This is a genomic window from Dyadobacter sp. CY343, from assembly GCF_021390335.1.
In the GTDB taxonomy this organism is placed as follows: domain Bacteria; phylum Bacteroidota; class Bacteroidia; order Cytophagales; family Spirosomataceae; genus Dyadobacter.
This window is the reverse complement of sequence record NZ_JAJUXK010000005.1, coordinates 362,427-380,609: the sequence shown is the minus strand read 5'-3', so window position 1 is coordinate 380,609 and position 18,183 is coordinate 362,427. Positions and strand designations below refer to the sequence as shown.

At 50.0% G+C, this 18,183-nt stretch carries 9 protein-coding genes; 1 reads left to right on the top strand and 8 read right to left on the bottom strand.

Annotation, left to right across the window (positions count from 1 at the left end; genetic code table 11):
• Positions 1-3: 3 nt before the first annotated feature.
• The 4 genes from LZG94_RS19260 to LZG94_RS19245 form a co-directional block, all read right to left on the bottom strand.
• Positions 4-2,322 (bottom strand): PSD1 and planctomycete cytochrome C domain-containing protein, encoded by a 2,319-nt coding sequence (locus LZG94_RS19260; RefSeq protein ID WP_233793424.1) that lies wholly within the window; start codon positions 2,320-2,322, stop codon positions 4-6.
• Positions 2,323-2,506: 184 nt separating this feature from the next.
• The gene (locus tag LZG94_RS19255; RefSeq protein WP_233793423.1) at positions 2,507-3,961 is read right to left on the bottom strand and encodes a TolC family protein; all 1,455 of its coding nucleotides are present in this window, start codon (positions 3,959-3,961) and stop codon (positions 2,507-2,509) included.
• 26 nt (positions 3,962-3,987) lie between these two features.
• Positions 3,988-5,343: an HlyD family secretion protein gene (locus tag LZG94_RS19250; RefSeq protein WP_233793422.1), complete on the bottom strand. Its 1,356-nt coding sequence runs from the start codon at positions 5,341-5,343 to the stop codon at positions 3,988-3,990.
• Positions 5,333-6,340: an ABC transporter ATP-binding protein gene (locus LZG94_RS19245; protein WP_233793421.1), complete on the bottom strand. Its 1,008-nt coding sequence runs from the start codon at positions 6,338-6,340 to the stop codon at positions 5,333-5,335. Before LZG94_RS19245 ends, LZG94_RS19250 begins: the two co-directional genes overlap by 11 nt.
• 575 nt (positions 6,341-6,915) lie before the next feature.
• Here LZG94_RS19245 and LZG94_RS19240 point away from each other — a divergent pair.
• Positions 6,916-9,333, top strand: a complete 2,418-nt coding sequence (locus tag LZG94_RS19240; RefSeq protein ID WP_233793420.1) for an ABC transporter permease — start codon at positions 6,916-6,918, stop codon at positions 9,331-9,333.
• 18 nt (positions 9,334-9,351) lie between these two features.
• Here LZG94_RS19240 and LZG94_RS19235 read toward each other — a convergent pair whose 3' ends face one another.
• The 4 genes from LZG94_RS19235 to LZG94_RS19220 are packed head-to-tail and all read right to left on the bottom strand — an operon-like array spanning position 9,352 to position 18,133.
• Positions 9,352-10,809 carry a DUF1501 domain-containing protein gene (locus LZG94_RS19235; protein WP_233793419.1) on the bottom strand — a complete coding sequence of 486 codons (1,458 nt, stop codon included), beginning with the start codon at positions 10,807-10,809 and terminating at the stop codon, positions 9,352-9,354.
• A 5-nt stretch (positions 10,810-10,814) separates the two neighbouring features.
• A complete protein-coding gene (locus LZG94_RS19230) occupies positions 10,815-13,148 on the bottom strand; it encodes a DUF1553 domain-containing protein (RefSeq protein ID WP_409013331.1) in 2,334 nt (777 codons plus the stop codon).
• A gap of 47 nt (positions 13,149-13,195) precedes the next feature.
• Positions 13,196-14,734: a RagB/SusD family nutrient uptake outer membrane protein gene (locus tag LZG94_RS19225; RefSeq protein ID WP_233793417.1), complete on the bottom strand. Its 1,539-nt coding sequence runs from the start codon at positions 14,732-14,734 to the stop codon at positions 13,196-13,198.
• An 18-nt stretch (positions 14,735-14,752) separates the two neighbouring features.
• Complete coding sequence (locus LZG94_RS19220) at positions 14,753-18,133, bottom strand: TonB-dependent receptor (RefSeq protein WP_233793416.1); 3,381 nt, start codon at positions 18,131-18,133, stop codon at positions 14,753-14,755.
• Positions 18,134-18,183 lie beyond the last annotated feature (50 nt).

Below are 18,183 nucleotides of genomic sequence, written 5' to 3'. Positions count from 1 at the left end.
GGATCAGCTTTTTGTTATCGTTTCTTCCATATTATAAATGGTGCTGATCACCCGCATCAGCGCCGCCGCTTTCACCTGATCAGCTTTTGGCTCGTGCCTGCTGTCGCCCACATTCAATGCAGCGCCGGCTTTGGTTTTATACTTCGAAAATGTCGCCAGTTCTTCGTGATAATAGTCGGTCAGCAACTTCACTTCGCCCGCATTCGGTTTGCGGCATACTACTCTTTGAAAAACCTCTTTGATCTGGTTTTCCACCGAAACCGGCGACATACTCAGCCGCTCGGCCAGCACGCGCGACGCTTCCAGAACGGTGGGATCGTTGAGCATCACCAGCGCCTGAAGCGGGGTATTGGTTTTCTGTCGCTTCACTTCGCAGTGGTCACGGTTGCTGGCGTCAAAAATGACCATCGAAGGCGGCGGCAATGTAAGTTTGATAAAAGTGTAAAGCCCGCGGCGGTATAATGCGCTGTCCTTATCCTGGATATAGCGCGCCAGACTGCCCCTGTTCGCGGTAGTCGCCTCCCAGATTCCTTTCGGCTGGTAAGGTTTCACACTTGGCCCGCCGATTTCATAGTTAAGTAAACCGCTGGTAGACAACACGATATCCCGTATCGACTCGGCCGGAACACGGTACCGCGCACCTCTTGCCAGGTAGATATTCTCCGGATCCTTGCCTGTTTTTTCTTTGGTTGATTTGGAAGATTGCCTGTAAGTGGCCGAAGTGACCATTTGCTTCACAAGCCTTTTTATATCCCAACCATGGTTCATAAAGTCGACTGCAAGCCAGTCCAGCAGCTCGGGGTGGCTTGGCAGCTCGCCTTGCATCCCGAAATCCCCGGTACTCTTCACGAGTCCCCTACCAAATATCTCCTGCCAGATCTGGTTCACGAAAACGCGGGCAGTCAGCGGATTTTCTTTGCTCGTCGTCCACTGCGCCAGCCCGAGCCGGTTCTGCGCATATTTATTGGTGTCAAATTTCATTACCGCAGGCAATGCACTGGCAGTGACCACCTTGCCCGGCGCATCATATACGCCGCGGTTCAGGATGTGTGTTGCCCGCGGCGCATCGTTTTCACCCATTACCGACACCACAATTTTTGAGGTATCCTTTGTATTAATGAAGCGGAGCAGGTTTTTTGCCTCGCTATTGGTGATCGTCAAAACGGGCGTTTTAGCAGGGCCGCTGCCTGCGCTGCCGTCGAAGCCTTTTTCTTTTGAGGTATTAAAAAACGCAAACAGCCGGTAATAATCTTCCTGTGAAACAGGATCGTACTTATGGTCGTGACATTGCGCACATTCTACGGTAAGACCGAGTATTCCCGAACTGAATGTTTTGGTTTTATCAAGGTGATATTCCACCCGGTATTCCTCGGGAATTACGCCGTCTTCTTCTGTGATTTTGTGGTTTCGTAAAAAGGCAGTAGCCAGTATTTGTTCTTTGTTTGGATTGGGAAGCAGATCACCCGCGAGCTGCCATACCAGGAACTTGTCGTAGGGTATATTGCCATTGAAAGCGTGAATTACCCAGTCGCGCCACGCCCATTGTGTGCGCACATCGTCGTTTTGGTAACCGTACGAATCCGCAAACCGCGCCACGTCAAGCCAGTGGATCGCCATTTTTTCTCCGTAAGCTTTTTGTGAAATAAGCTGATCGACGATCTTTTCGTAAGCTTTTGGCGCATCATCTTTTGCGAATTGCTCCTGCATTTCCAGCGACGGGGCCAGGCCGGTAAGGTCGAGGGATACACGTTTCAGTAAATGTTCTTTCGCCGCTTGTTCACTCGGTTGGAGACCCGCCTCGTCCATTTTGGCAAGCGTGAAACGGTCTATTTCATTTTTACACCAATCTTCTTCACTCACTTCCGGCAATGCGGCTTGCGTGGGAACCGTGAATGCCCAGTGCTGCTCATATTTCGCGCCCTGTGAGATCCAGTTTTTGATCAGATCAATTTCATTTTCATTCAAAAGCCCCAAATGCGACCCGGGTGTGGGCATTTGATATTCGGGATCGGTAGAAGTGATCCGCTTGTAAACCTCCGAAGCCTGCGGATTGCCGGGGACAATGGCGTATTTGTCTTTCCCTTCCAGCGCCGAATACGCATTTGCTGCAATATCTAACCGCAAACCGGCTTCCCTTTTGTTGGCATCCGGCCCGTGGCAGGCGAAGCATTTGTCCGAAAGAATGGGGCGTACCTGATAGTTATAGGAGATACCTTTATCAGCCGTAACCCCTTTATTACCAAATCCTTTCCAAAACAAACCCGCAACCAAAATGACGATTCCGGAGAGGATAATATATTTGATCGGAGATGCAGCGCTCATTGCAGTCAACAGGGATTTGAGACACTAATATGCATGTACAACTTCCTCGGAAGCGTGCTATTACATATTAGAATGCTGCAAATCTATGACTGTGAAATATGAAAAACTGATAACGGATTGCGCATTTGTGATACTCCGTTTGCATAATTACCTCGGGGCACTCCAAATTATGGAGTCCTGAAAACTACCTTTCGCCGATATTTCCGACAGAATAATAAAGCTGCGCCACTGCTTTCTGGTAGCCCGTCACGAGCTCCGCCATTTTCACTTTCATATCGATCAGCTTGGTTTCCCTGCTATTGATCAGGAACAGCGTACTCTCTCCCAGCTCAAATTTCGCCAGCTCACCATCGACCAGGATCTGCTGGTTTTGAACACTTTGATTCTGAATAGCGAGCTGAGATTCGTATGCTACCAGGTTATTGAATGCATTGAGAATACTCGTATTGATCTCTCGACCAGTCTGCTGTACGTCGTAGCGCAGCGCCTGCTGCCGCACTTTAATCTCCTGCAATTTTCCTCGCTGCTCGCGCAGGAAAAGGGGAAAGGAAAAGTCTACGCCGAGCTTATAGTTGTTCCAGCGGAGGTCGTAATATTCGGGAACGTAGGAGCCGAAATCCGTTCGGCTCGTAATCAGCGACGCGCTGACATTAAGCTTGGGTTTCAGCATTTCGCGCCGGTAGTTTCGTTCCAGTTGCAGCTGTAAGCCCTTGTTTTTCAGCATTAAAAGTTGGGGATGCGCCGTGGATGCATAACTGATCAGCGTTTCGAGCTGGTTGCGGTAAAATTCCGAGCCGGGCGGTTCGGTCTCCTGAGGGACTGACTTCTCGGGCACTTCCACCGGTTCCTCGCGCTCGTTCCACAGGTGATTGGACATCAGCAGGCGCGCATTGTTCATTTCTACCTTGATCTTTTCGAGCTGCAAGCTGCGTTCCTGGTAAGTAATGGCGGCTTCCACCGAATCTATCGCCGGTTTATCCCCCATTAATGTCTGATTTTTCAAAAACAGAAACCTTCTGTAAGCCAGATCTGCGCCGTCGCGGATCAATGTATATTGCCGGTACGCATAAAACCAGTCCCAGTAACTTTTCACCGCATCATACCAAACTGCATTGATCTCCTTGATCTTTTCTGCCTCTGCATAACTGACCATCACGCGTGCCTGCCGCAAAGTATTCCGCCTCGCGTCGATCAGAAGTCCCTGGCCCAGCGGGACATTCAATCCGAGCCCGGCGAGACCTGGTATGCCGGTTCGCGTTTCAGGATTTGTGTTTTCGCCAACAAACCGATCATACCCAATCTTCAAATCCGCCCCTGCGAGCCAGAGAGGTACTTTCAGTTCATTAGACCAGTTGTTATAATACTCCGTATTGCCGAATATCTTTCTGTTAAAACCGCTTTTAAGCGCCGGGTCAAAATCGCCCCACGCCTGCTGTACTTTTGTGCGCGCCTCCTCGCTCAGAAGCCCGGCCTGCTTCACGATCGGGTGATTTGCAAGCACGATCTGTTCCAGATCATGCAGTGTAAAAACCCGGGCGGTACCTACGACCGTGTCCGCCTGCGCAAAGCAGGTTACCGGGCTGGTAACGAGTGCAAGCAGCAGGACAAGCACTGATTTAGTTTTCAATAAATACTTCATGCTGAACATTTTCACTTCCTTTCTTATCAATTTATGACACCCACCTGCACAGCCGGCTCCGCTTTCAGGCTTGGCGGAAATCCATTGAGCAGCCGCCATATCTCATACCACAGCGGCACCGATTCCAGAATCACACGCCCATAAACGCCCGATCCCTGCCGCAGCTGCTTGGGCCACGGCTGGTCTTTGTCGGGTACCGGATCGGCGGGCCTTACCAAAAGGCGATATTTTCCCCCTTCGCTACTCACCAGGTCGATTACCGACACCTTTCCCGCGAAGGTACCCACCGCCACAGACGGCCAGCCGGAAAACTGCACCGACGGCCAGCCTTCAAACTGTAACCTTACGTCGCTGTTGTTCAAGATCAGCGGCACATCCATCGCATCCACATATATTTCGGCGGCCACCAACGGCGAGTCGGGTTGAAGTGTGGCGATCGATTCGCCTTCCTTGATATTCTCCCCAATACCCGCTTTCAGCGTTTTGACAACAAAACCAGCCTGCGGCGCACGGACTACATACAATCCTCTGCGGATATCATTATTGGAGATCTCGTTGCGCAGTTTCGATATTTCCCCCTGCGCACTCACCTTACTTGAAAGCGCCGAACTGAGTTCAGACTGTGCTTTTGCAAGCGACTGATCGTATTCCGCCTTGATATTGTCCAGCTCGATCTGCGCATTCCGTAACGATTGAACCGAATTGTTCAGCTTATTCTGCTGACTGATCACTTTGGCGTTATCCTCCTGCAATTTCAGTCTCCGGGATTCGATATCGGTGAGGGAGAACAGCCCTTTTTCGTAACCCGCCTCGTAACGGGTAAGCCGCGATTTGGCAATATCAAAAAACCGCTGAACTGCTACGAGATCGGCACTGTCGATCTGTACGTTGTTTTCCGCCTGGCGCACTTTGTTTCTGGCTGAGTTGAGTTTAATCGTCAATCCTGCGCGCAGGGCGTCCATCTGGGCAACAGTAGCCGCCATTTTCTGGGCAGCTGCGCCCTCACTTCCTTCTTTTGCACGTAGCTGCTCTTGTAGCCGCAAAGGTAATTGGGGGTCAAAATACGATTGGCTGGTTTCTGAAATGACCAGGATCGTATCACCTTTGTTTACATGCTCCCCTTCGCGTACCGCCCAGTGTTCAATGCGGCCACCAATTTGATTCTGAACGGTTTGCGGCCTGTCTTCCGGTCTCAATGCAGTTACGTAACCGCGGCCGGGAATGGTTTGCCGCCAGGGCAGGAACAGCCCGACCACGAAGACCAAAAGAAGCACCAGCATGATTTTGCCAAGCAATACGGGGCCTCGCGTTTTCAGTACTTCGCGATGGGAAAACGGCCCCATTTCTTCCCACATCTTCTTTTCTGTTGTATTAGTAGCCATTGCTCACCTCGCTTTCTTCCAGTTCCAGATCTGTAACCACTGCCAGCTTTTCGGCACCGGTCACCATATCGAATATTGTATTTAAACTTGTCATGAATTTCTCGACCGCATAACTGATCTGTACGATAATCACCTCAGCAGCAACAAATTGCCCCAGTGTGATCTGCCGCTCGATTACGTAATAAGATCCCATAAACAAAAGGCCGCCCATTAAGATCGTCCGTAATGCGACCGAGCTGGCGAAGAACTTTCTCAGGATCTTGAAGTGCGCTTTTCTCGCTTTCAGATAACTGGCAGTAATCTTGTCGGTTTCAAGGATCACCTTTTTCAGCTGCGCAGGCTGGTCGCGATAACGGTCCAGATCGCCCGCAACCGATTCCAGGTAAGCCACGACTTCATACTTATATTCAGATTCGTCAATACTCGTCAAAACACCCCTTTTATAAAAAAGCGCTAGCATTAGTAAAATGATGAGCACCGTAAAAACCCCAAATACGACGAATACGGGGTGATAGAACGAAAGCAGGATCGCAGCAAAGAAGATTTGGACGCTCGATGCGACCACATCTACCAGCAGTTTTGTCAGCCCTTTCTGAATAGTCAGTACCTCAAAAAAGCGGTTGACCAGCTCAGGTGGATATTCACCCGTCAGTTCCGATTTTTTTATTCTTGGAAAACGGTACGCGAATTCCAGTGTCGCCTTTGCAAATATCTTCTGCTCGACCACTTCAACCAAAGTGAGCTGGCCGATCAGCAATAACCCTCCCACCACTACACCGAGCAGCACGACACCGATCAATATATACGTGGAGCTGTATATTGCTCCGTTGGACAGAAAGTTGAAAACCGCGGTAGTACCCAGCGGCAGGCTCAGCCCGATAAGGCCGATCAGCATAGCATAAATAAATATATAGTTGATCGTGGTCCTTTCTACATACAGCATCCCCATTAATCTCTGCCATGGGGTGGGAACCTCTACACGATGTCCTTTCTTCATTATCAGTATTCGTTATTAAGATTTGCAGACTTTTCTTCTGGTAGTTTCGGGCGCAAAAGGCCCTTCTTGATGCATATCTGATCCTTCAAAAACTCGCTGGAAACAGCTAAAAGTGCACAACAATCCGAGCTATACGTCGCTTATGCGATATCCTGACAGATCTTCCGACCGTGCCTGCTTAACCCGGTGGCAGGGTCTGCCAGCGGCATCAGCAATACTTGAAGTTTTTGGTAAAAATGCGATTCAATAAGCAGCTGATATGCAGCTGAACGTTGGCAAAACCTATTGATAATCAGGAGACAATTCGAACTTAATACGGCAGGGCCGGTTGTTTTTTGATGAGGAGAAACGCTAAACATTTTTCATTTCGGTTATAATCCAACGATACCGGATAAAATATTATGCCTGCTTAACCTGAAACCCGGTCCTTCTACAAGATGTGCGATTAAAAGTAAGAATTGTCCATTTTCGAACAACAGTCGTAAAAAAGAACAAATCAACTTATTGAACGTCAGTAGCTTGCAACAAAGGCACGAAAGTTTCGAAAAGTCGTTGGAAATATCTCAGACTGAACCATGATAGGAAGCTACTTCAAAACATCGGGACGCAGCTTAATGCGCAACAAACTGTTCTCTGCTATTAATATTGTCGGTCTTGCTATCAGTATGTCGGTCGGTTTATTGCTGATCGCATTCGTGCTTGATCTGCGTTCGTATGACAGGTTTCACAAAAACGGTGAGCGGATATATCGCATTACCAATATAGCGAGTTTTCAGGGTGAACAAGGTGGAAAATTTTCATCGACATCACTTAAAACTGGCAAGCTGATCCGGGAGAAAGTGACCGGTGTCGAAGAAGTAGCTACCCTGCGCAACGATTTTTCGGCGGATGCGAAAGTAGGCGATCATATTCTTCCTATCAAAGGATTGTGGGCCCAGCCGTCGCTATTCAGGATTTTCACTTTTCCAATGCTGGAAGGAAATCCCGAAACCGCGCTGCGTGACCCCTACTCGGTGGTGCTTACGGAAACAGCGGCAAAGAAGTTGTTTGGCAACCAATCTGCGGTCGGCAAAGCGGTTAAGTTTGACACCCTGGATTACCAGGTGACCGGTGTCATGAAGGATGTTCCTTTCTTTTCGCACATTAGTTTCGAAGCACTGGTATCGCTGTCCACGGCCGGGCAGCTCAATAAGCAGGACAAGAATTTCGAGAATTGGACCAATATGTTTTCAAATTCGGTATACCTGCTATTACCGGAAAAAGCCGATGTTTCCTCCATTCAACCGCAGCTTGACGCAATAGCAAAGCAGGAAAATCTGGCCGATGAAAAAACGAAGATCCGGCTCGAACTGCTTCCTTTGAATGACATTGTGGTCGGGGAAAGTCTGCGTTCCGGCTCCATGAGCGGCAATTCGGGCCCGCATATGCCCACAGCTGTGTTGTGGATACTGGGCGGGCTTGCATTTATTGTGATGTTATCTGCGTGTTTTAATTACACCAATCTCTCGATCGCACGCGCTATGCGCCGCTTCAAGGAAGTTGGTCTTCGCAAGGCGATCGGGGCACAGAAAGGCCAGGTCCGACAGCAATTTTTTGCCGAGGCGATTATGATCTCGCTGGCGGCCCTTTTCCTCTCCTATTTTATATTTTTGGTATTGCGTCCGCAGCTGATCGGCATGGCCCCTGAAATGCAGCGCACCGTGAAGCTCGATCTCACGCCTGCTATGGTTGCAGCATTTGTATTCTTTTCAGTGACAGTGGGTGTGATCGCCGGCTTCATGCCCGCCATATTCTTTTCCAAAGTGAGCGCGATCCATGCGCTGGGCAATGTATCCTCAGTAAAAGTCTTCAAACACCTGACACTCAGGCGCGCATTGGTGGTGGTTCAATATACGATCACTTTGATTTTCATCACCACCACCGCCGTAGGTTATGTACAGTATAAAAACATCCTCGCATTCGATCTGGGTTTTAACACAGAAAATATCCTGAACATTAATATGCAGGGAAATAAGCCCGACGCCCTTTCGAAAGAGCTGAGTGAAATGCCGGAAGTGAGCGCAGTTTCCCGGTCGCTGCTCGTAACCAGCGTGGGAAATGCGTGGGGCGGCCACATGAAATACAAGGATTCCAGGGACTCCGCGCTGGTATTGACCAATCACGTCGACGAGAATTATCTGCCGCTGCACGGCTACAAGCTACTCGCAGGCAGCAATTTTATCGCCCGGCCCACCACAGCCGCGGCTGCTCGTGAAGTGATCGTCAATGAGCAGGTATTGAAGCTTTTTAACCTGGGTAGCCCCGAGCAGGCGATCGGGAAAGAGGTGGCTTTCAATAGTTTTCGGATCAATGATCGCAAAATGACCATCGTCGGCGTGATGAAAGACTTTCACTATGGCAAGGTCGACAACCTCATAGAACCGGCCGCATTCATGTTCTGGACACCGGAAGACGGGGCTATTGTTAATGCTAAAATTCAAAGTGCCGACATGCTGGCGACAATGGCAAAGATTGAATCAACCTGGAAAAAAATCGACCGTGTTCATCCATTCAAGGCTAATTTTTATGACCAGGAAATAGAAGAAGCTTACAGCGAATTTTCCACGATGATCAAGATCATTGGTTTTCTCTCGGTCCTCGCCATTTCCATTGCATCGATGGGATTGTTTGGAATGGTCGTATTCACTACTGAAACCAGGTTGAAGGAAATTGGTATCCGCAAAGTAATGGGCGCGAGCTCAGGCAGTCTTATCTTTTTACTAAGCCGCGGCTTCCTGATCCTGCTGTCGATATCGGCGTTGATTGCGCTGCCGGTAACCTATCTGTTTTTTGAAAAATTCGTACTCACCAACTTCCCGTACCATACGCCCGTACAAATCGCCGAACTCTTTGCCGGCCTGCTGGCAGTACTCGTGATCGCATTCCTGATGATCGGTTCTCAGACATTGAAAGCAGCAAGGAGCAATCCGGTAGACGTGCTCCGGAGCGAATAGTTTCTTCTTAAAGGCGTATCAGGAAAGAATATCCCTGATCACCTTTCCCGAAACATCCGTCAACCGGAACCGGCGACCCAAATGCTTGTAAACCAGCTTTTCGTGATCCAACCCAAGCTGGTTCATGACCGTTGCCTGAAAGTCGTGGACATGCACGGGATCTTTGATCACATTGTACCCGAACTCGTCTGTTTCACCATAAACGATCCCCGGCTTCACGCCGCCGCCCGCCATCCAGATGCTGAAACAGCGCGGATGGTGGTCGCGGCCGTAATTGTCCTTGGTAAGCGCGCCCTGGCTGAAATTGGTCCGGCCGAATTCGCCGCCCCAGATCACCAGCGTTTCGTCGAGCATACCACGCTGTTTAAGGTCGGTTACCAGCGCTGCCGACGCCTGATCGACGTCTTTCGCCTGCCAGCTGATGTCCCGCGGAAGGTCGGCGTGCTGGTCCCAGCCCTGGTGATAAAGCTGCACGAACCTTACCCCGTTTTCTGACAACTTTCGGGCAAGCAGACAATTCGCCGCAAAGGTGCCGGGAATCATGCATTCGGGGCCATAGAGCTTGATAATATCGTCCGATTCTTTCGAGAGGTCGAGCGTTTCAGGCACGGCTGTCTGCATGCGGTAAGCCATTTCATATTGCCTGATCTTGCTCGTAATCTCCGGATCACCGAGCTCTTCGTGCGCCATTTCGTTCAGGGACGAAAGTTTGTCCAGCATACGACGGCGGTCGGCCTTGTCCATTCCTTCGGGATCGTTGAGGTAAAGCACCGGATTTTCACCCTTGCTGAATTGCACGCCCTGGTGAATAGAATCGAGAAAACCGTTGGACCATAATTTGGAATAAACACCCTGACTATTCCCTTTTCCCCTCGAAATCAAAACAGTAAATGCGGGCAGGTTTTTGTTCTCACTGCCCAATCCGTAACTCAGCCATGCGCCCATGCTGGGGCGGTTCCCCTGTTGCGCGCCTGTTTGAAAAAAAGTGATCGCCGGGTCGTGGTTGATCGCTTCCGTGTGCATCGACCGGATAATACAGATATCGTCGACCACCTTCGCCGTATGCGGAAAAAGGTCACTGATCCACGCCCTGGACTGGCCATATTGCTTGAAATCGACAAACGAACCTACCATCGGCAGCGACGCCTGGGTGGCAGTAAAGCCGGTAAGACGCTGACCGCCGCGCACGGATTCGGGAAGATCCTGGCCATTCATTTCCCGCAGTTTGGGTTTATAATCAAAGGATTCGAGCTGCGACGGGGCGCCGTTTTGAAAGAGGTAGATCACCCGTTTCGCCTTGGGAGCAAAATGGGGAATGCCAGGCGGAAAATCGGCCCCGGCACCAGCAGTATCTTTACTGAAAAGATCAGGTATCAGCAATGAGCCCAGGGCGGCACTACCTATTCCCAGGCTGAGTTTTGACAGGAACCGTCGCCGGTTGAAAGTCAGATAATGTTCAAGAATTTCGTTCTGCATCTTGCTCATGTTTTTGTAATCGCCTCTTCCAGGTTATAAATCGTAGATATTACGCGCATTAGCACAGCCAGTTGTTTCCTGTCCACTTTTGAAAGCGGATATTCGCCCAGCATCACCGACTTGGCGGCCTTTGCATCGGTCATCGCTTTTTGTTCTTCGGCATAATATTCCACAAGTACAGCCAATTCTCTGGCTGTCGGTTTCCTGCAAACGATCTGCCTGAATGCTTTCGTGATTTTATCCTCAACCGGTTTTTTTTCCTGCAACAACCTCGCAGCCAGCACACGTGACGCTTCCAACACGGCGGGATCATTCATCATCACCAGTGCCTGTAACGGCGTATTGGTTTTTTGACGGGAAACCTCACACAGATCCCTGTTGCTCGCGTCGAAGATCGCCATCGATGGCGGCGGCACCGTCCGTTTCACAAAGGTGTACATGCCACGCCGGTACAAATCGGGCCCGTGATCCTGTCGGTATACGGACAATAAACCGTCTCCACCTGCGGTAGCTCCTTCCCAAAGCCCCTCAGGCTGATAAGGTTTTACGCTCGGGCCGCCGATCTGCCTGTTGAGCAGGCCGCTGCTGGCAAGCACCACATCTTTCACAAATTCCGCGGGAATGCGGTAACGCGGCGACCTCGCCAGATAGATATTTTCAGGATCTGCATTTCTTTTATCCGCATTCACTACCACCGACTGCCGGTAAGTAGCCGACATCACCATTTGTTTGACGAGCCGTTTCATATCCCAGTTATGTTCAGCAAAATCGACAGCCAGCCAGTCCAGGAGCGCAGGATGTGTGGGGAGCTCGCCCTGCATACCGAAGTCGCCCACTGTTTTTACAATACCTCTTCCAAAAAATTCCTGCCACATTCTATTCACGAACACCCTCGCCGTCAACGGATTGCGCTTATCAAAAAGCCACTTCGCCAGGCCGAGGCGATTCTTGGGATATTCCGGATCAAAAGGCAGGATAGACCTGGGTGTGCCAGCCTGCACTTCTTCTCCATAAGAATTAAAAATACCTCTTTGCAATACATAAGTCTTTCGTAATGAATCGAGATCCCCCATAACCGAAACGATCAGGCGGGCAGTGTCCTGTTTATTTACGAAGTCAAGAATACCCTTTGCATCTGCGTCGGTAATTTCCATCATCGGCTTTTTGGCGTAAGCTTCGGGCTTTCCTACCGATGGGTCGATGGCGGTATATACCGCACGCATTTCGTTCACATTATTGAAAAATGAAAACATCTGAAAATATTCCTTCTGCGTAACCGGGTCATATTTATGGTCGTGGCAATGGGCGCATTCCATGGTGACGCCCAGTAATGCTTTGCCAAATGTGTCGCTGCGGTCGGTCACGTAGCTGATCCGGTATTCTTCTTCGTCTACCGCGCCTTCTTCGGTGATCTTGTGATTCCGGTTGAAGCCCGTTGCGAGAAGCTGTTCTTTTCCACCGCCCGGTATCAGATCACCGGCTAACTGCCAGGTAATAAAGTCCTTATAAGATATATTTTTGTTAAATGCGTGGATTACCCAATCGCGCCACGGCCACTGCGTGCGGAAATTATCCATCTGGTAACCGTACGAATCTGAATACCTCGCCACATCCAGCCACGGCAGCGCCATTCGCTCCCCGTACGCCGGACTCGCCAGCAGCTTATCGACTACTTTTTCGTAAGCTTTCGGGCTCTGATCTGCCAGAAAATCGTCCATCATCGTGATATCCGGCGGAAGACCAGTCAGGTCGAGGCTTAGCCTCTTCAACAAACGCTCGCGATCCGCCTCGGGATTGGGAGACAATCCTTTGCGTTCCTGCATAGCAAGAATGAAACGATCGATCTCATTTTTGGGCCAGGATTCATCCTTTACTTTGGGCAGCTGAGATTTTTTAGGCGCGACAAACGCCCAGTGCTTTTCATATTTCGCACCCTGCTTGATCCATTTCCCGATCAATTCCACTTCCTCGCCGGTCAGACGCAGGTTAGAGGATTTAGGAGGCATCAGGAGGCTGGTATCACTCGTCGTGATCCGTAAATAGACTTCGGAAAGAGCAGGTTTTCCCGGAACGATACCATGCATTCCGGGATTTTCCTTCAATGCCTTGTAAGCATCTTCTGCAATATCCAGCCGTAATCCCGCTTCCCGCTTGTTGGCATCGGGCCCATGACAGGCCAGGCATTTGTCAGACAGGATCGGCCGTATATCAAAATTATAACTCACCTCACCGTCAAACGAGCCAACTTCCTGTTCAGCAGCCTTTTCTCCGCAAGAAAACAAAAGCAATGCAGCCCAACCCAGGCCACAGAATGCCATTTGCCAGCCCACCCTCCTCATTCTTTTTCTATTTATCAACAAGCGCATTTCAGCATTTTTTGTTTTAATCAATACCCAGGATTTTGTTGCAGGTCCCCGATCAGTATCTCCCGGTTTGGAATAGGGAAAAGCAGTTTTTGTTCTGTGATCTGGTAGCTGTTAGCGGGAATGTAAGATTCCCCGGCATGCGCCTTTTTAATATACTCCCCATTCTTTGTCATCACTTCAATCGCCTTTCCGGTTCGCACAAGATCGAGCCAGCGCTTGTTCTCGAATGCAAATTCGACCCGGCGTTCGTGCAGGATGATATCACGTAGTTGCGCCTGGTTGGTGTTGGCGGAGGCGGCGAGTCCCGCACGTTGCCGTACCATGTTCAGGTATTTCAGCGCGTCTGCTGATTTGCCCTGCTCATTCAGTGCCTCGGCCATCGAAAGCAGCGCGTCGGAATATCGGTAGATCGGGAAGTTATCGTCGGTATTCTGTTCCAGACTGTGGGCGTGCAGGTATTTTTTGATAAAAGGATAAGCGCGTTTTCCAGCCGGCACTTTATATCCCACCGGACTTTTGATCGCCTCTATCACCATATCCCCCACTACACCGGTGCCTTCGGCAATAGCAATGGAGGCAGTAAGTCGCTTATCGCCGGGTTCGTACGTTTCTATCATTTCATAAGTTGGGACATTCCAGCCGCCACCCTGCCGGTTTTGCGACATAATGCCTGTGATGATCTTAACATCCGAAGCCAATGGTAAAAAAGGATACAAAAAATCACTTTGCTGTCCCTGATTTCCTTGCTGATATTGTATCTCCAAAATAGATTCACTGCTGTTCTTATTAGCCGGGCTGAACACAGAAGCATATTCCGGCAGCAGCGAGTAACCCATTTCGATAATAGCTTTCAGTTCATTTTCTGCGCCCGACCAGTTTTTTTGGGTTAGATAAATATCTGCCAAAAGCATACGCGCGGTACCTTTATTGGCGCGGCCGCTCTGCGGAAAGGTCGGTGCCGGCAGCTTGGCAACCGCTTCGGATACATCAGCTAAAATCACTTTATAAACTTCTTCCACAGACGATCTCGGAATATAAGCTTCACCGGCTGCTTTCACAGTCGTGAGATACAAAGGAACGCCGCCAAAATAGCGCACGAGCTCGAAGTAATAAACCGCCCGCAGGAACTTGGCCTGTGCGACGATATTGTCAACCGCAGCCTGACCGAACGCCGCGTTAGGAATATTATCCAGGATAGCATTGGTTCTTGCGACGCCTACATAAAGGGTATTGTACTTGTCTGCCACGACACCACTTACAACCCTATCCAGAAAAAAATCAGTGTCCTCTCGTTCAATATATTGTCCGCCGCGGTTTGTGTTATTGAATTCCAAATGGGTATTATCCGACCGCATTTCGCCCATTGTCCAGGAAGCAATGGACCCTTTTCCGGCACGCAGCGAAGCATAAGCGCCGATTAGTGCCTGTTCAAACTGGGCCTCGGTTTCGTAAAAGTTACCGGAAGTGACCGAGCTTTCAGGCACGCGGTTCAAAAATTCGTCTGAGCACGAACTCAATGCGATCGTGAGTAAAAGGATGATATATATACTATTTTTCATCTTGTAAAAGGTTAGCGATTAGAAGCTTACATTCAAACCCAAAGCCGAAGTCCGCGGAACGGGATACGGGCTCACATCCACACCTTCCCGAAGTCCATTTAGTCCGTTCAGGCTGGCTTCCGGGTTCGATCCTTTGTATTTGGTCAATACAAATGCCTGCTGAATGCTGACGAATATCCGCGCCTTGCTGACAAACTTCGTGAGGCGCGGCAATGTATATCCCAGCGTGACATTTTTGAGTGTCAGATAGGAAGCGTCGAGCACCAGCCTGTCGGAATTGCTTCTTGGAAAGGAAGTGGTACCAGACAGCGACCGACCGATTATTCCCGCTCCCGGATTCTCCTCCGACCGCCACCGGTCTTTCATATATTTCTCCACATTGAATATCCCTTCGAGTGTTTCTGTCCATTCCGCCAGCGAGTAGTACATTTTGTTACCAACCGCGCCGGAAAAGACCAGGTTCAAATCGAAGTTCTTGTAGGTGAGACTGTTATTGATCCCGAACAAAAATTTCGGACTTGGGTTACCGATGTAGGTACGGTCTTTTGTATCGATCACGCCGTCGTTGTTGAGGTCTTTCATACGGGCTGTGCCGACCTGGGAAGTGCTGTGCTTGGCCTGCGAATCAAACTCCTCCTGCGTTTTATAGATCCCATCGAACACATACCCGTAAAATTGTCCCATCGGGCGGCCCACCTCCGTTTTCCAGATATCAGACGAATATTCACCGATACCCCCGATCGGTGTATTGTTAGTGCCCAGTTTCATTACGCGGTTCCTGTTCACGGTTACATTGAAATCAGTTGTCCATTTCAATGCGCCGACCAGGTTCCTTGTAGTAGCGCCCACTTCGTAACCCCAGAATTTGAACTCCCCTATATTGTCCTGGATGTTGGAAAAGCCCGTACCTGCCGGGATATCCACCTGGTAGAGCATGTTTTTGGTACGTTTGGTATAGTAGTCCAGCGTCAGCGAAATCCGGTCGTTGAACAGGCCGACATCTAATCCGAAATCCATTCCGCGCGTGGTTTCCCAGGTGAGTCGATTGTTACCGATACTGGAAGGACTCCGGCCCTGAACCAGCGCCCCGCCAAATACATAGTTGGAAGTCACGATGTTACCGAACTGGTTGTAGTTACCAATATTGAAGTTCCCCGCGTCGCCGTATTCCGACCGGATTTTAAGGTAACTGACAGACTTCCATCTCTGCGCAAAAGCTTCATCGGAAATGATCCAGCCAGCCGATATCGACGGGAACGAGCCCCAGCGATTTTCAGACCCGAAACGGGACGAACCGTCGCGGCGAATGGACGCTGCGAGCAGGTATTTGCCTTTATAATTGTAGTTCAAACGCGTGAACATAGAAAGCAACGACCATTCACTGGAATTGCTTCCTCCGTTTTTAATCGCCGCCGCGTCGATCCAGCTCACTGCGTCATCCGGAAAGCTGGTTCCTGTGAGGAGATTATTTTCCTGTCTGAAAAGCTGGGCGGAATACCCTACCAGCGCCTCTACATTATGATTGCCGCCGATTGTTTTGGTATAGTTCAATGTATTTTCGGTCAGCCAGGAAGTGTATTGACTGGTACGATAGGAACCGACAGCCAGCTTGGGCGCATTTGCGAAAATCGTTCCGACAGTGGACGGGCTGAAAGTACGCTGCCTCCGATCCTGCAAATCGATCGATACCGAACTTTTGAACCGAAAATCTTTCAGAAAATCAACCTCGGCATAAGCATTCGCGAGGACGCGCGTGGAAGAACTTTTATTGGTGGTTTCTTCCAGCGACCGTTTCCAGTTTGGAAAAGTAAATAACCCCGGACCAGAAAAACTCACCTTTTTCGTACCATCCGGATTTGTTTCGTAGGGTGAAAAAATCGGCGGCGTGATGATCGCCGAGTAGATCAGGCTGTAAAATCCGTCCCCATTCGAAAAATCATCACTAGAATTGGTCGGGTTATTGCCCACCTGGTAAGTCGGCGCCACATTTATGCCCACTCTGATCGCCTTATTGACCCGGTATTCATTGTTGGTACGCAAAGAGAAACGCTGGAAATCGCTATTGATCACAGCGCCTTTTTCCTTGTAATAACCGACGGTGGTAGCCGAGCTGAAATTGTCCTTATTCGTCATTAACGACAGGTTATAGCTATTCTGTCCCGCCGGTTGCAGCAGTTCCTCGTACCAATCGGTATCGGGCCCGGTCCAGGCTTCCGGGTTTTGGTACAGCTCAGGAATTCCGCCGGTGTATCCTTCGTATTTGATCTTATCCTCAAAAATCGCCTTCCGGTCCTGCAAAAACTCTTTTGAATTCATCAGCTTCGCGCGTCCCTTTTGCGGCACATTCGCTACACCGAAAGTAGCACTGAACTGGATCGCCGTCTTGCCCGGTTTCGCCTGTTTGGTGGTGATCAGTACCACGCCATTTGCGGCACGTGAACCATACAATGCCGCAGCCGAAGCGCCTTTCAGGACAGAGAAGGTTTCAATTTCATTGGGGTTGATATTGTTAATGTCCCCTACGATCGGGAAACCGTCGACCACATAAAGCGGCGAGTTACCTGCATTGATGGACGCCGCGCCGCGGATCCGGATCGTCATGCCGCTTCCTGGTACGCCCGTGGCCTGGTTGATCTGCACCCCCGCGATGCGCCCCTGCAACTTCTGGGCAAACTGCCCTACCGGCTGATCTTCCAGCTGCGCCGCCTGCAAAGTAGCGATGGAGCCCGTCACTTCCCTTTGCTTCTGAGTGCCGTAACCTACTACCACAATCTCTTCCAAAGCTCTGTCCTCGGCAACGAGGCTCACCGAAACTTCCGTACGCCCGCCTGTGGCCACTTCCTGACTTTTATATCCAACAAAACTAAAAACCAATATCCCGTCCGACTGCACGTCGAGTGAGTACTGGCCCTCAGTATCCGTTGTGGTGCCGATCTGGGTACCTTTCAATACCACATTCACGCCGGCCAGTGTAAGTCCCTTGTCATCGGTCACCTTTCCCGTTGTCATCCGCAATTCGGCAATATGCTCCGGGTCCGGGTCGGCACCCGGATTTGCCTCCGACTGGCGGTTGTCTCGGGTGTTGCTTGAAAGCACGATCTTTTTACCGACAAGTTCATAATTGATCTGCAATGGCGTTAAAAGCACCTGCAACACGTGCCCCAGCGTCATATTTTGCTGGCGGATCGTGATCATCCGGCCAGATTCGATGACCTGGGAGCTGTACACGAAACGGACGTCCGTAGACTTTTCAATATCCGAAAGGACCTTCTTAAAGTGCACGTTCTGTGCATCAATGCTCAGCCTGCGATCAAGGTATTGCTGGGCGTTCGAGTCATGCGCAAACGATATGCCCATTACTGTCAGCATGATCAGAAACTGTATCAGAGAGAATCTCATTAGTCTAGCCGCAAATTGCCGGGCAGCATTTTTTTCATAGTTTTGTTCAA

Excerpts from the sequence above, each read along its gene's own strand:
- LZG94_RS19255 (WP_233793423.1), bottom strand. The coding sequence starts at position 3,961 with ATGAAGTATTTATTGAAAACTAAATCAGTGCTTGTCCTGCTGCTTGCA.
- LZG94_RS19240 (WP_233793420.1), top strand. The coding sequence starts at position 6,916 with ATGATAGGAAGCTACTTCAAAACATCGGGACGCAGCTTAATGCGCAAC.
- LZG94_RS19220 (WP_233793416.1), bottom strand. The coding sequence starts at position 18,133 with ATGAGATTCTCTCTGATACAGTTTCTGATCATGCTGACAGTAATGGGC.
- LZG94_RS19230 (WP_409013331.1), bottom strand. The coding sequence starts at position 13,148 with ATGAGGAGGGTGGGCTGGCAAATGGCATTCTGTGGCCTGGGTTGGGCT.
- LZG94_RS19245 (WP_233793421.1), bottom strand. The coding sequence starts at position 6,340 with ATGAAGAAAGGACATCGTGTAGAGGTTCCCACCCCATGGCAGAGATTA.
- LZG94_RS19235 (WP_233793419.1), bottom strand. The coding sequence starts at position 10,809 with ATGCAGAACGAAATTCTTGAACATTATCTGACTTTCAACCGGCGACGG.
- LZG94_RS19260 (WP_233793424.1), bottom strand. The coding sequence starts at position 2,322 with ATGAGCGCTGCATCTCCGATCAAATATATTATCCTCTCCGGAATCGTC.
- LZG94_RS19250 (WP_233793422.1), bottom strand. The coding sequence starts at position 5,343 with ATGGCTACTAATACAACAGAAAAGAAGATGTGGGAAGAAATGGGGCCG.
- LZG94_RS19225 (WP_233793417.1), bottom strand. The coding sequence starts at position 14,734 with ATGAAAAATAGTATATATATCATCCTTTTACTCACGATCGCATTGAGT.